At 51.5% G+C, this 13,091-nt stretch carries 12 protein-coding genes; 10 read left to right on the top strand and 2 right to left on the bottom strand.

Annotated elements, in window-relative coordinates; translation table 11 throughout:
• The first annotated feature begins 3 nt into the window (after positions 1 to 3).
• Together kynB and kynU are read left to right on the top strand one after the other, a co-directional pair.
• Entirely contained in the window at positions 4 to 636 is a 633-nt protein-coding gene (gene kynB / locus MF542_RS11205; protein ID WP_247019276.1) for an arylformamidase, read from the top strand.
• Positions 637 to 1,881 carry a kynureninase gene (kynU, locus tag MF542_RS11200; protein WP_247019274.1) on the top strand — a complete coding sequence of 415 codons (1,245 nt, stop codon included), beginning with the start codon at positions 637 to 639 and terminating at the stop codon, positions 1,879 to 1,881.
• A gap of 44 nt (positions 1,882 to 1,925) precedes the next feature.
• Here the strand turns inward: kynU and MF542_RS17825 are convergent, their stop codons facing one another.
• Positions 1,926 to 4,310 carry an oxidoreductase gene (locus MF542_RS17825; protein ID WP_247019267.1) on the bottom strand — a complete coding sequence of 795 codons (2,385 nt, stop codon included), beginning with the start codon at positions 4,308 to 4,310 and terminating at the stop codon, positions 1,926 to 1,928.
• 188 nt (positions 4,311 to 4,498) lie between these two features.
• Between MF542_RS17825 and MF542_RS11190 the strand changes: the two genes are divergently transcribed.
• The 7 genes from MF542_RS11190 to MF542_RS11160 all read left to right on the top strand — a co-directional run bounded on the left by MF542_RS11190 (position 4,499) and on the right by MF542_RS11160 (position 10,270).
• Positions 4,499 to 5,260 (top strand): SDR family NAD(P)-dependent oxidoreductase, encoded by a 762-nt coding sequence (locus MF542_RS11190; protein WP_343264883.1) that lies wholly within the window; start codon positions 4,499 to 4,501, stop codon positions 5,258 to 5,260.
• A complete protein-coding gene (locus tag MF542_RS11185; RefSeq protein WP_247020112.1) occupies positions 5,260 to 5,745 on the top strand; it encodes a MarR family winged helix-turn-helix transcriptional regulator in 486 nt (161 codons plus the stop codon). The genes MF542_RS11190 and MF542_RS11185 overlap by 1 nt, the downstream gene beginning before the upstream one ends.
• The gene (locus tag MF542_RS11180; protein ID WP_247019263.1) at positions 5,735 to 6,550 is read left to right on the top strand and encodes an enoyl-CoA hydratase family protein; all 816 of its coding nucleotides are present in this window, start codon (positions 5,735 to 5,737) and stop codon (positions 6,548 to 6,550) included. The genes MF542_RS11185 and MF542_RS11180 overlap by 11 nt, the downstream gene beginning before the upstream one ends.
• Before the next feature lie 2 nt (positions 6,551 to 6,552).
• Positions 6,553 to 7,734 (top strand): acyl-CoA dehydrogenase family protein, encoded by a 1,182-nt coding sequence (locus MF542_RS11175; RefSeq protein ID WP_247019261.1) that lies wholly within the window; start codon positions 6,553 to 6,555, stop codon positions 7,732 to 7,734.
• A 4-nt stretch (positions 7,735 to 7,738) separates the two neighbouring features.
• The gene (locus MF542_RS11170; protein ID WP_247019259.1) at positions 7,739 to 8,179 is read left to right on the top strand and encodes an acyl-CoA thioesterase; all 441 of its coding nucleotides are present in this window, start codon (positions 7,739 to 7,741) and stop codon (positions 8,177 to 8,179) included.
• On the top strand, positions 8,179 to 8,574 hold the full coding sequence (locus MF542_RS11165; protein WP_343264885.1) for a RidA family protein: 396 nt from the start codon (positions 8,179 to 8,181) through the stop codon (positions 8,572 to 8,574). The genes MF542_RS11170 and MF542_RS11165 overlap by 1 nt, the downstream gene beginning before the upstream one ends.
• A 76-nt stretch (positions 8,575 to 8,650) precedes the next feature.
• Positions 8,651 to 10,270 carry an AMP-binding protein gene (locus MF542_RS11160; protein WP_247019255.1) on the top strand — a complete coding sequence of 540 codons (1,620 nt, stop codon included), beginning with the start codon at positions 8,651 to 8,653 and terminating at the stop codon, positions 10,268 to 10,270.
• Positions 10,271 to 10,307: 37 nt separating this feature from the next.
• Here the strand turns inward: MF542_RS11160 and MF542_RS11155 are convergent, their stop codons facing one another.
• On the bottom strand, positions 10,308 to 10,814 hold the full coding sequence (locus tag MF542_RS11155) for an SRPBCC family protein (RefSeq protein ID WP_247019253.1): 507 nt from the start codon (positions 10,812 to 10,814) through the stop codon (positions 10,308 to 10,310).
• A 124-nt stretch (positions 10,815 to 10,938) separates the two neighbouring features.
• Here MF542_RS11155 and MF542_RS11150 point away from each other — a divergent pair, with 124 nt between their 5' ends.
• Positions 10,939 to 13,062: a penicillin acylase family protein gene (locus MF542_RS11150; protein ID WP_247019251.1), complete on the top strand. Its 2,124-nt coding sequence runs from the start codon at positions 10,939 to 10,941 to the stop codon at positions 13,060 to 13,062.
• The last annotated feature ends 29 nt before the right edge of the window (positions 13,063 to 13,091 follow it).

The raw sequence follows: 13,091 nt of genomic DNA, 5'->3' as shown, positions 1-13,091 counted from the left end.
GGTATGACGAAAACATATGATATCAGCCAGACCCTGAGCGCAGAGACACCCATGTGGCCGGGAGACACGCCTTTCGGTATTGAAGCGACGTGGGAAATTGAAGATGGCTGTCCTGTGCTTGTGTCAAAGCTCACGCTTTCCACCCATTCAGGGGCTCATGCAGACGCGCCTTCCCACTATGATAAAGCTGGGAAAGATATCGCTGAAGCACCGCTCGAAACTTATATGGGTGACTGTGTGCTTGTATATGCTTTGGACGGCACGGGGGATATCACGCTTGAAGAACTCAAGCCGCAACTCAATAAGGCTGGAACGCTTGAGCGTGTGCTGATCCGAACTTTTGAAACATTCCCACACCGCCGCTGGCCTGAAGGGTTCCGTGCGGTAGATGCCGGGCTTATCCGGTATCTGGCCGAAAATGGTTGCCGCCTTATCGGTGTTGATACCCCGTCTCTTGATCCTGAAACATCAAAAGAGCTGCATGCCCATATGGCGATGAAGGAAAACGGAATGGCCATTCTTGAAGGCCTTGTCTTGGATGATGTGCCTGAAGGCGAATATGAACTTATCGCGCTGCCACTTAAGATAAAAGGGGCGGATGCCAGCCCTGTTCGCGCTGTTTTGAGGAGCAAATAAATGGCTGAAAAACTCACACTTGATGCTCTGAAAGCCATGGATGCGGCTGATCCTCTCAAAGAATATGCAGACAGGTTCCTTATCCCTGAGGGCGTTATTTATATGAACGGTAATTCGCTTGGGCCGCTCACGAAAGATGCGAAAAAGCGGATGGCAAGTGCTGTGGAAAATGAATGGGGCAATGAGCTGATCCGAGGCTGGAACACAGCCGGATGGTACGATATGTCCCACCGTGTGGGGAATAAAATCGCTAAGCTGATCGGCGTGGATGATGGGGAAGTGGTGCTTGCTGACAGCACGTCTGTAAATCTTTTTAAAACCCTTGTCTCCGCATTGCACCTGAACCCCGGCCGCAGAAAAATCATCAGCGAGAAGGGGAATTTCCCGACGGACCTATACATCATTGATGGTGTGCGCCAGTTAACCGGTGAGCACTATACCGTTGAGACCCATGAGCGCGCCGACATTATGGATGCCATCGGTGATGATACCGCTGTGGTTCTGCTCACCCATGTGCATTATGTCTCTGGTGAGATATTTCCAATGGCTGAAATCACGGAAAAAGCCCATGCATGCGGTGCTTTGACGGTATGGGACCTGAGCCATTCGGTGGGGGCTGTGGAAACTGAACTGAATGCAGCGAAGGCTGATTTTGCGGTGGGCTGCGGCTACAAGCACTTAAATGGTGGCCCCGGGGCGCCGGCTTTTTTGTTTGCAGCCAAACGCCATCATGCGGCGATGAAAAACCCCATCAGCGGGTGGTTCAGTCACAAGGCCCCGTTTCAGTTCGTAGATGAGTTTGAGCCAACAGAAGGCATTGGCCGTATGCTTACAGGGACTACCGCTGTGCTGGGTGGTTCAGCGCTTGAAGCAGGGCTTGATCTCATGTTGGAAACTGAAAATAGCGTGCGGTTTCAGAAGCAGCAGAAGCTTAACGCTACCTTCCAAGCGCTTGTATTGCAGGAATGCGGTGGGTTGGGCCTTGAAGTGGTGTCACCCCAAGATGCGTCCGACCGTGGGGCGCATATCTCTTTCAGACACAAAGACGGTTACGCCATCATGCAGAACCTGATTGATATGGGTGTGATTGGTGATTTCCGTGCGCCAGACCGAATGCGGTTTGGTTTCTCGCCGCTCTTTATGTCGTTTGAAAACCTTTATCATGCGGTGGAAATTTTGCGGGATATTCTTAAAAGCAAATCTTATCAGCAGGAAAAATACCAGACAGTGAATAAGGTGACTTAAGCTCCGCCTTATCATGTAAAAAAGGGCGCTGAACGCGCCCTTTTTTATGCCTGATCTTCAATGTTTTTTGCAAAGCTGTGATGCCGCTTTGGCCTTGCTTTGTGCTGCCATTCAAGTTGCTGTATGCGCGCTTTAGGCTGTACGGAATAAGCTTGCGCCTGCCCGGCTTGATACTGTTTTTCCCAGTCATCATTCTCTAGCTTTACGCCGTACCAGGCCGCTGCCTGCCGCACAATGAAGGGGTTCCACATAAAGGGCCTGCCCATGGCAACCAGGTCAGCCCTGCGGGTGTGAAGAAGGGTGTTGATCTGCCCAGCATCCGTGATAGCCCCAACCGCCATGGTTGCCACTTTTGGCACATTGCGGATCGCCTCAGAAAAACCGGCTTGAAACATGCGGCCATAAATGGGCTTCTGGTCTGGCACTGTTTGCCCGGCTGATACATCGATCAAATCGCAACCCGCTTCAGAAAAGGCGTCAGCGATAGCGAAGGTATCGGCCTCGGAGATGCCGCCTTCTTTCCAGTCACTGGCTGATATACGTACAGACATTGGTTTTTCCTCGGGCCATACCGCGCGCATTGCTTTGAATAGTTGAAGAGGAAACCGCATCCGGTTTTCTATGCTGCCGCCATAATTGTCCGTGCGGGTGTTGGTAAGCGGTGACAGGAAACTGGCGAGTAGATAGCCGTGGGCACAGTGAAGCTCGAGCATATCAAACCCAGCACGGTTCGCCCGCTCTGCTGCCTGCACGAAATCAGCTGTGATGGCTGCCATGCCAGCTTCATCAAGTTCCTTGGGTGTTTGGCTGATACCATCAAAATATGGAATAGGAGACGCAGAGACCAGCGGCCAGTTTTTGCTCCCATCTTCAATGGGGTAATCCATTTTCTCCCACCCTAACTGGGTGGAGCCTTTCCTGCCTGAATGCCCCAGCTGCATACAGATTTTGGTGCCTGTGTTTTCGTGCACAAAATCCACAATCCGCTTCCACCCGGCTTCTTGCTCGTCTGACCACATGCCGGGGCAACCAAGGGTGATGCGGGCATCAGGCGATGGGCAGGTCATTTCTGTGAACATCATACCCATGCCGCCGCGCGCTGCGCCGCTATAATGCACAAAATGCCAGTCGGTCAGATTGCCGTTTTCATCAGCGCTATATTGCGCCATGGGGGACATAACCGTGCGGTTCCTCAGTTCCATATCCCGTAATTTAAATTTGGTGAACATGGGTGTAGGGCGACTTTTGCGGTAATCATAACCGCTTTCACGGAAATACCGTTCATACCATTCGGTATCTGCGGCTTCGATAAAGACTGGGTCCCGCACGATCAGATTATCATATGTCACTGATTTTGCCCGGCACATTACCACCATGGCGAACTGGTAGGGGTCCATATCCCACGAGCGGTCCATATGCTCGAACCATGCAAGTGATACATCCGCATTATGCTGTACGATCTGGGCTGGCACTCTGCGGCTTTTATCATAAGCGGCAAAGGCTGCTTCATGCCCGTCTGTCTCAAGGTGTTTGATCACAGCTTCATAAAGGCCGATGGCGCAGTCCATCGCCAGCTTGGAGCCGGAACCGATTGAGAAATGGGCGGAAGCTTTTGCGTCTCCCAAAATTACCATTTTGCCCACAGACCAGTTGTTACAGAAAATACGAGGGAACTGCCGCCAATGGGACCGGTTCAGGATCAGAGGATGGCCTTGAAGTTCGTCTGCAAAAAGGGCTTCCAGTTTTTTAGCGCTGCCTTCTTCATCAAATTCCTCAAACCCTTGCGCTTGCCAGCAGGCATCAGACATTTCAAAAATCCAGGTGGAGTGCTTGTCTTCGTACTGGTAGGTGTGCGCGCAAATGGCGCCGTGTTCGGTCTCTTTAAAGAAATACGTAAAATCAGAAAGCGGACGGGTGGAGCCCATCCAGCAGAAGCGGTTGCTTTTCATGGAAACGCTGACATCAAAGCCTTCAGGCCCTTTATGGGCTTCGCGTATGGCGGAGCCAATGCCGTCGGATACAAGAATCATATCAGAATCAGCAAACCGAGTCTCAATCGTGACTGGATCAATGGTTTCCTCGAAATACATTTTCACACCCAACTCGCGGCAGCGATCCTGGAATACATTCAGGAGATGCACGCGGGATGTGCCGCAAAAGCCATTACCTTCACAGGTCATCATCTCGCCCTTGAAGGCGATATTGATGTCATCCCAATAAGCAAACTCTTCCCGCATGCGGGTGTAGGTCTCTTTGTCCCGACTTTCATATTCATCAAGGGAAGCATCAGAGAATACAACGCCAAAACCAAAGGTATCGTCGGCGCGGTTTCGCTCATAAAGCTCAATATCCCAGTTGGGGCGTGCTTTTTTAGTGAGTAACGCGAAATAGAGCCCACCCGGCCCGCCACCGATAATGGAGATTTTCACCGTTTATTCTCCCTGCGTCATTAAAGTGAGTACGCTTTTCCTACGTATAAGGCGTACCGTAGATTACAGGAAAACACAATGTTTAAGCTTAAACTAAAAATAGAATGTAGTATGGTTAATGAATAAATTTATTGAATTATAAGGGTAAATTGACAGCTATTATTATTTTATATATAAAATATATGAAAATGGAGGGGTTCGTGGCGCTAGATGGAAAACATGTACTGGTAACAGGTGGTGGCACAGGTATTGGTGCTGCTATTGCACAGTCTCTCGCACATGCAGGCGCCAGTGTTACTATTGCCAGCCGTAATCTGGACCGCCTTCAGAAATTTGCCTCCACCAGCGATAATATCTCAGCCATTTCCCTTGATGTGACAGATGCCGGGCATGTCACTGAAGTATTCGCGGGTCTTGGTGATGTGGATATCCTGATCAATAATGCAGGTGCTGCATTAACGGCGCCTTTCCATAAAATGTCTGAAGAAATCTGGTCGCAGATGCTCGGTGTGAATCTCACCGGCACTTTCCTCTGTACGCAGGCAGCACTTGCGCCCATGAAAGTGAAAAACTGGGGCCGAATTATCAATATTGCCAGCACGGCGGCGCACAAAGGCTATGCCTACACCTCGGCTTACTGTGCGGCCAAGCACGGCGTGGTGGGGATGACTAAGGCCTTAGCGCTTGAACTTGCGGGCACAGGCATCACTGCTAACTGTGTGTGCCCTGGTTTTACAGATACTCAAATTGTGGCGGATGCTATTGAGAATATCACCACAAAAACCAGGCGCAGCGAAGAAGAAGCCCTCGGTGAACTGGTGAAAGGTAACCCGCAAAAGCGCCTTATTGAGCCGGAAGAAGTCGCAAATGCAGCACTTTGGCTTTGCCGTGATGAAAGCAGGTCTATCACCGGACAAAGCATTAATGTTGCAGGTGGGGAAGTGATGTGATGGAACAGCCGCGCACCCGCCGACGGGAAAAACAGAATCTCCGTATCTGGCTTAAGATGCTATCATCCACTGGTAAGGTGGAAAAACATGTGCGTTCGCGCCTCAGGGAAGATTTTGAAACCACGCTTCCTCGTTTTGATGTGCTGGCGGAACTTTACCGCCGCCCAAACGGCGTAACCATGGGGGAACTATCCAGCATGTTGATGGTTTCCAACGGAAACCTCACGGGGCTTGCTAACCGGTTGCAGCAGGATGGTTTGATCCTGAAGGCGCCAATGCCGACAGACAAGCGTACGCACCTTCTTTATATCACCCGTGAAGGTAAAAGCCGGTTTGAAGAAATGGCCAAGGAACATGAAGCATGGGTGGGTGAGTTTTTCAAAAACTTCAAAGATGAAGAACTGGCACAGCTGCTGACCTTATTATCCAAAATTGAGTATGCCGCCGACATGGGGGGCACCGAGGAGACAGACGATGAGCTTTGATCCGCAAACTTATAAGCCGGAACATTTCCTGTGGGAATTTGAAGATGGTATTGCGACAGTAAGGCTTGATCGCCCTGAGCGGAAAAACCCTTTAACATTCCAGTCTTATGCGGAACTAAGGGATACATTCCGCGCCCTTACCTACGTTAAGGAAGTGAAGGTTGTGGTGTTTGCACCGAACGGCGGTAACTTCAGTTCTGGCGGTGATGTGCATGATATTATCGGCCCGCTTGTGGGCATGGATATGACCGAACTGATGGATTTCACCCGCATGACAGGCGATTTGGTGAAAGCGATCCGTAGTTGCCCGCAGCCGGTTATTGCGGCAGTAGACGGTATCTCAGCGGGCGCAGGTGCTATCATTCCTATGTGCGCTGATCTCCGTATTTCCTCAGAGGCTTCGAAAACATATTTCCTCTTTAACCGGGTTGGTCTTGCGGGCTGCGATATGGGCGCATGTGCGGTCCTGCCGCGCATTATCGGTCAAGGCCGAGCGTCACAGCTTCTCTATACCGGGAAAGGCATGTCCCCTGATGAAGGCTTGGCGTGGGGATATTTCAATGACGTGGTGGAAGCAGGCGAGTTGATGGAAGCAGCTTATAAGCTGGCGGGTTCAATCGCCAGCGGCCCAACCTTTGCCAACAGTATGACCAAGAACCAGTTGAATATGGAATGGGATATGAGCCTCGATACAGCCATTGAGGCAGAAGCACAGGCGCAGGCCATTTGCATGCAAACCAAGGATTTTGAGCGCGCCTACCACGCTTTTGTTGCCAAAGAAAAACCGGTGTTTGAAGGGAATTGATCATGGCGGATATGAGCTTTCTCAACTGGCCGTTTCTTGAAGACCACCACCGTGATTTAGCCCGCCGTTTGGATGCATGGTGCCAGGAAGTATTGGTGCCATTTGTGGAAAGCCGAGATGTACATCACGACCTGGACGGCAGCTGCAGGGCGATCCTTACCCTTCTGGCAGAGGGTGGTTTCACTCGCTATGCGGTGCCGAAAGCTTATGGCGGCGTTCATGATGGCCTTGATGTGCGTTCCTTATGCCTTATCCGGATGACGCTTGCGTATTATTCCGGGCTTGCAGATTTTGTTTTTGCCATGCAGGGGCTGGGTTCTGGCACAATCTCGCTATACGGTTCTGAGGAAACGAAGGCGCACTATCTTACGGGCGTTGGTGAAGGCCGGCTTTGCGCAGCTTTTGCGCTTACGGAACCGGAATCTGGTTCAGATGTGGCGGCAACCCGCACCACGGCGGAACTGGACGGTGATCACTATATCATCAGCGGGGCAAAAACCTTTATCTCGAACGGTGGTATTGCAGACCAATATGTAGTGTTCGCGCGCACTGGCCCCGGTGAGGGTGCACGCGGCCTGACAGCTTTTGTGCTCGATGCGGATACCGAAGGGCTTGATGCCAGCGAGCGTATTGATGTGATAGCACCGCACCCACTTGCTACCCTTAAATTCAACAACTGCCGCGTGCCAGCAAGGAACCAGCTGGGTGAGTTGGGTGGCGGTTTTAAGGCAGCGATGGCGACCCTTGATATTTTCCGTTCTACCGTGGGTGCAGCGGCCCTTGGGTTTGCACGCCGCGCGCTTGATGAAGCCGTGAAGCGGGCAGACAGCCGCGAACTGTTTGGCGCGCCGCTCCATAATCTTCAGCTCGTGCAGGCCATGATAGGTGAAAGTGCCCTTGATATTGATGCGTCAGCACTGCTGATTTTCCGCGCTGCATGGGCAAAAGACAGCGGCCAGCCACGGGTAACCCGCGAGGCCGCAATGGCGAAACTGCATGCCACTGATCAGGCCCAGCAGGTGATTGACCGGGCAGTGCAGATCTTTGGCGGCATGGGTGTGGTCTCCGGCGTGAAGGTGGAAGAATTATATCGGGAAATCCGGGCGCTCCGCATTTATGAAGGGGCATCAGAGGTGCAGAAAGTGGTGATTGCCCGCGCTCATATTGCTGAAGCGGCAGGATAGAATTATGGCAGGCCGGATATTTACACGCAAACAATTGATCCGCCACGGGCACACAGACCCGGTGGGCATTGTCTATTACCCGCGCTATTTTGAAATGATCAATGATACCGTAGAGGATTTCTTCCGAGAAGCAATGGAGCGCCCTTTCGGGCAGATGCATACGATTGAGAAGGTCGGCGTGCCCACGGTGCAAATCGCGGTGGAGTTCCAGAAACCCAGTTACTGCGATGATATGCTTGATATGGGATTGGTGATCGAGCGGCTTGGTACATCATCCGCGACCATCTGCGTGAAAGCGCTGTGTGGCGGTGAAGTGCGCCTGTCCGCTATCCTTACAATTGTGCAGACCAATCTTGAGACCATGAAATCCATACCGTTCAGCGGCCCCATGCGGGTAATGCTCGCTGAGTATGTGGTGGATACTGGCGAGACGGAGATGATATGATGAAAACGCTTTTGCCAGAAGGTTGGGTGCGCCCCAAAGGTTATTCAAACGGTATCAAAGCTTCAGGTGATATGGTGTTTGTTGCAGGCGTTGTGGGTTGGGATGAAAATGAAGAATTCCAGTCTGATGATCTTGTTGAGCAGTTTCGGCAGGTGCTTCTGAATACCAAGGCTATCATGGCTGAAGGTGGCGCCGGGCCTGAGCATATGGTGCGCATGACCTGGTATATAACCGACAAACAGGAATATCTCACGCGGCTCCGTGAAGTGGGGCAGGCATACCGGGATGTGATGGGGAAAAACTATCCGGCTATGGCATGTGTTGAGGTCTCCGGCCTTATGGAAGACCGCGCAAAGATTGAAATCGAAACCACTTGTGTAATCAGCGCCGATTAATCGGTTTGCTGGGTAAGTAACTGTACCGATTAGCTTCTGGGAAATACGCCGCAGGGTGCGGCAGGGGAGTTAGCCAATGTCATATACGGGACATACCGATACTTTCACGCGGGATAATCTGCCGCCTCAGGATCAGTGGCCAGATTTGGTGCTGGATGAGACTAAATTCCAGTATCCGGAAAAACTGAATGCGGCTTATGAGCTAACGGACCGTATGGTGGAAAAAGGTTTTGGCGACCGTATCGCTCTTATCGGGCACGGACGGATGCGCACCTATAAAGAACTGGCGGACTGGTCGAACCGTATCGCTAACACACTGGTGGATGATTTTGGGGTGAAACCAGGGAACCGTGTGCTTATTCGTTCGCAGAATAATCCGGCTATGGTGGCGGTGTGGCTTGCGGTTACCAAAGTGGGTGCAGTGGCAGTGAACACCATGCCGATGCTGAGAGCTGGTGAGCTTGCGAAGATTGTTGAGAGAGCAGAGATTAAACTGGCGCTCTGCGAAATGCGTATCATTGAAGAAATGAACCTCTGCCACGCAGCATCAGAAATGCTTGAAAGCGTGATCAGCTTTGACGGCATGACAGGGCACGAAGGCCAGTTGGATAGGTTGGCGCTCTGCAAACCTGTAACATTTAATGCGGTAGAAACCGCAAGTGATGATGTAGCGCTTCTGGGCTTTACCTCGGGCACAACAGGGGCACCGAAAGCGACCATGCATTTCCACCGGGACCTGCTGATCATTGCGGACGGCTATGCGGATGAAGTCCTTCAGGTGAAGGAAAGTGATGTATTTATTGGCTCCCCACCGCTTGCCTTCACCTTTGGGCTTGGCGGTTTGGCGGTTTTCCCGCTCCGGTTTGGGGCATCTGCGGTGCTGCTTGAAGATGCATCTCCGCTCAATCTCATCAAATATATTGAGCAGTATCAGGCTACCATCTGCTTTACGGCTCCAACAGCATACCGGGTGATGCTTTCTGAGAAAGACAGTGCTTACCAGATGCGCTCATTAAGGGTTGCGGTATCAGCGGGGGAAACCCTGTCTGCGGATGTTTATAATCTGTGGCATAGCCTAATGAAGGTGCCGATCGTAGACGGTATTGGCGCCACAGAACTGCTTCATATCTTTATCTCCAACCGGATGGAAGATGCCAAGCCCGGCTGCACGGGCATGTGCGTCTCTGGTTACAGTGCAAAAATTATGGATGAAAACTTCCTTGAAGTGCCAAATGGCACTGTAGGCAGGCTTGTGGTTAAGGGGCCAACCGGCTGCCGCTATATGTCGGATGATCGCCAGCAGAAATATGTGAAAGACGGCTGGAATATCACAGGGGATGCTTTTACCCGCAGTGATGATGGTTGTTTCATCTATGTGGCGCGGGTGGATGATATGATCCAGTCAGGGGGGTATAATATCTCTGGCCCAGAGGTGGAAGAGGCGATCTTAAAGCATGAAGCGGTGGCAGAGTGTGCGGTGGTGGGTGCCACTGATGAAGAACGTGGCCAGCTTGTAGAAGCGCACATCGTTTTAAAGAGTGGTGTTGAGGCAGAGGATACTCTTGCCCTTGATATCCAGACCTTCGTGAAAAACACCATCGCACCCTATAAATATCCGCGCTCGGTAAAATTCCGAGACAGTTTGCCGAAAACCCAGTCTGGTAAACTGCAGCGCTTTAAGCTGCGGGAAGAATAAAAAAAAGCCAGCGCAAAAGCGCTGGCTCATAAAACTGCTATTGGGTTAGCCGTTTGATGGCTTCGGTTTTCACAAAATCAACAGCGGGGGCAAGCTTATCTAAGGCCGCGCCTTCAGTGCCATTAGCGATTTCATCGAAGGTTACTTTGGTGCCACCTTCTGTTGGGGTGAGGGTGATGGTCCACACCACATTCACAGCCATTTCCTGTAAGGGGCCAAAAGGTGCGTTCATGCGGAGCGTGCTGCCGGGCTTCACATAAATCACCGTGCCGTGGGAAACAGAGCCACCATCCCAGTCTTCGCGCCACAGGCCACCAGCTTGAAGATCCAGCGATAGGTTTTCTGAACTGCCAGAATAAGTATGATCCGGGTGCCACCAGGTTTCTGGCTTAACGAGCCGTGCCCATAGGTCTTCCGCTGACATGCTGGAGGTTGCTTCTTGCTTCAGTACATAGCGATCTGATTTTGCTTCTACAATTTCAGCTGTCGCCGCCGTGCTCAGGCTTACTGCCATAAGCGCGGATAGGATTAGTGTTTTTTTCATCGCTGCCTCCCGTTTTATGAGGAGCTTAGCTCAAGTGATGGTGATGATCTATATTTTCCCCTTGTTTTTCTTCGTCTCTTAGCGCGCTATATCATTTGCGGGAGCATTAAAAACGGGAGCAGGTATGCTGAAGAAAATCCTTGGGGTGGTTTTGATCCTATTCGTTGTGGTGTATGCGGGCTTTGCTCTTACCATGCGCAGCTCTGTTGATCCGGCTTCTTTCTCTAACCTTCACGAAAAATACGATGTCCGCATTATTCGGGATGCTTACGGCGTGCCGCATATTTACGGTGACCGGGATATTGATGTGGCCTTTGGCCTTGCCTTCGCTCATGCGGAAGATGATTTTGCCACCATGCAGGATGTGCTTCTTGCCACTCGCGGCAAGCTTGCGACCCTTAAAGGGGTGGAAGCCTCAAAAACCGATTATCTGATCCAGATGATGCGGGTTTGGGACGTTGTAAACGCAGGCTATGATACCCGCCTGAGCGCAGAGGCACGTGCGCACGCTGAAGCCTATGCGGACGGCCTTAATTATTTTGCTTCTGAAAACCCGGGGCTTATATCGCCATACCTTCTGCCTGTAACAGGCAAGGATGTGGTGGCAGGCTTCACCTTTAAAACCCCACTGTTTTACGGCTTTGATCAGACAGTGGCTGCGGCGGCGGATGGCAGCTACGGCACTGGACTTGATAAATCTTCAGCGCTTGAGCCAACGGAAAAACCACAGCCTGATATTGGCAGCCAGGGTATTGCGGTGGCACCTTCTCGTTCAGCGGATGGACACACGCGCTTGCTGGTTAATTCCCACCAGCCGCTCACTGGCCCTGTGGCCTGGTATGAAGCCAGGGTGAAATCAAACGAAGGCTGGGATATGGCTGGCAGTACCTTCCCCGGTTCCCCTGTTATTCTTCATGGGCATGGCCCCACCCTCGGGTGGTCAAACACGGTGAACAAGCCGGATTTGGTTGATGTATATAAGCTGGTGATAAACCCTGATAACCCCAATCAGTATAGGCTTGATGGCGAGTGGAGTGATTTTGAAATCCGCACAGCGGAGATTGAAATTTATTTCCTCGGCCCTATCCGCTGGACATTTGAAGAGCCGATTTATTATTCAGAACATGGTCCGGTATTCAGGAACAAAAAAGGGGCGTTTGCGCTCCGCTGGGCAGGGATGGATGAAGTGCGTACACTTGATATGAATATCCGGCTTAATAAAGCCCGTACGCAGGCAGATTTTGAAGCCGCCCTTGGTATGGGCGCGATGCCTAGTATCAATTATATTTATGCGGATAAGGACGGCAATATCGCCCATTACTATAACGCTATGATGCCGAAGCGTATTGAAGGTGTGGATTGGCGCGGTTTGCTGCCGGGGGACCGCTCAGATCTTATCTGGCGGGAATATCATCCTTTCAGTAAAACACCGCGCACGGTGAACCCACCTTCAGGCTTTGTTTTCAACGCGAACAACACACCGTTTGTTGCAAGTGTGGGCGAAGGACAGGCGCAGCCAGGTGATTTCACGCCGAGCATGGGCATTGAAACTGGTATGACGAACCGAGCGCTGATGATCAGGGACCTGTTTGGTGCGGATGAGAGCATCACGGCTGAGGAATTCAAAACATACAAATATAACAACAGTTACCACAGGGATTCAGTGGCGGCGAAAGTGCTGGCTGAGGTGTTGGCGCTTCAGCTCCCCGAAGGCAGTGAAGTAGCTGAGGCCCAAAAAATACTCACCAAGTGGGATCTTTCCACCGGGAAAGAAAACCGTCAGGCAGCTCTTGGTGTGTTAACCGCCACACCGTTTATTCTTGCGGAAATGCGCGGTGAACCAAAACCTGATGTGCGTGAAACTTTTGAAGGTGTGGTGGCTTTCATCAGTAAATTTTACGGTGTTTTGAACCCGGAGTGGGGAGAAGTGAGCAAACTGGTACGAGGTGATTTCACGTGGCCTATATCTGGTGCCCCTGATGTGCTGAGGGCCGTTTATAGTGATATCAACGCAGACACAGGCAAACTTAAGGCCACGGCGGGTGACAGCTATATCATGTTTGTTGATTGGGCACCGGACGGCACTGTGAATTCAACCAGCATCCATAATTTTGGCAGTGCGACCCTTGATAGCAGCTCTCCTCATTATGCGGATCAGGCACCGCTGTTTACGGCAGAGAAAGAACGCAAGCTCCCCATGACGCTTGAGGCACTTGAAGCCGAGAAAACATCCGACCGAAGGCTTTAAGAAGCTTGTGGAATAAGGGGCAGCGGCTT

Origin of the sequence: Kordiimonas laminariae (assembly GCF_023008165.1) — a bacterium.
In the GTDB taxonomy this organism is placed as follows: Bacteria; Pseudomonadota; Alphaproteobacteria; order Sphingomonadales; family Kordiimonadaceae; genus Kordiimonas; species Kordiimonas laminariae.
Note: the sequence above shows the minus strand (reverse complement) of the source record. Positions and strands in the feature narration are given on the sequence as shown.

What these genes read in the sequence shown, in the direction of transcription:
- kynB (WP_247019276.1), top strand. Translation starts at nt 4, where the DNA reads ATGACGAAAACATATGATATCAGCCAGACCCTGAGCGCAGAGACACCC.
- kynU (WP_247019274.1), top strand. Translation starts at nt 637, where the DNA reads ATGGCTGAAAAACTCACACTTGATGCTCTGAAAGCCATGGATGCGGCT.
- MF542_RS11190 (WP_343264883.1), top strand. Translation starts at nt 4,499, where the DNA reads ATGGAGGGGTTCGTGGCGCTAGATGGAAAACATGTACTGGTAACAGGT.
- MF542_RS11185 (WP_247020112.1), top strand. Translation starts at nt 5,260, where the DNA reads ATGGAACAGCCGCGCACCCGCCGACGGGAAAAACAGAATCTCCGTATC.
- MF542_RS11180 (WP_247019263.1), top strand. Translation starts at nt 5,735, where the DNA reads ATGAGCTTTGATCCGCAAACTTATAAGCCGGAACATTTCCTGTGGGAA.
- MF542_RS11175 (WP_247019261.1), top strand. Translation starts at nt 6,553, where the DNA reads ATGGCGGATATGAGCTTTCTCAACTGGCCGTTTCTTGAAGACCACCAC.
- MF542_RS11170 (WP_247019259.1), top strand. Translation starts at nt 7,739, where the DNA reads ATGGCAGGCCGGATATTTACACGCAAACAATTGATCCGCCACGGGCAC.
- MF542_RS11165 (WP_343264885.1), top strand. Translation starts at nt 8,179, where the DNA reads ATGAAAACGCTTTTGCCAGAAGGTTGGGTGCGCCCCAAAGGTTATTCA.
- MF542_RS11160 (WP_247019255.1), top strand. Translation starts at nt 8,651, where the DNA reads ATGTCATATACGGGACATACCGATACTTTCACGCGGGATAATCTGCCG.
- MF542_RS11155 (WP_247019253.1), bottom strand. Translation starts at nt 10,814, where the DNA reads ATGAAAAAAACACTAATCCTATCCGCGCTTATGGCAGTAAGCCTGAGC.
- MF542_RS11150 (WP_247019251.1), top strand. Translation starts at nt 10,939, where the DNA reads ATGCTGAAGAAAATCCTTGGGGTGGTTTTGATCCTATTCGTTGTGGTG.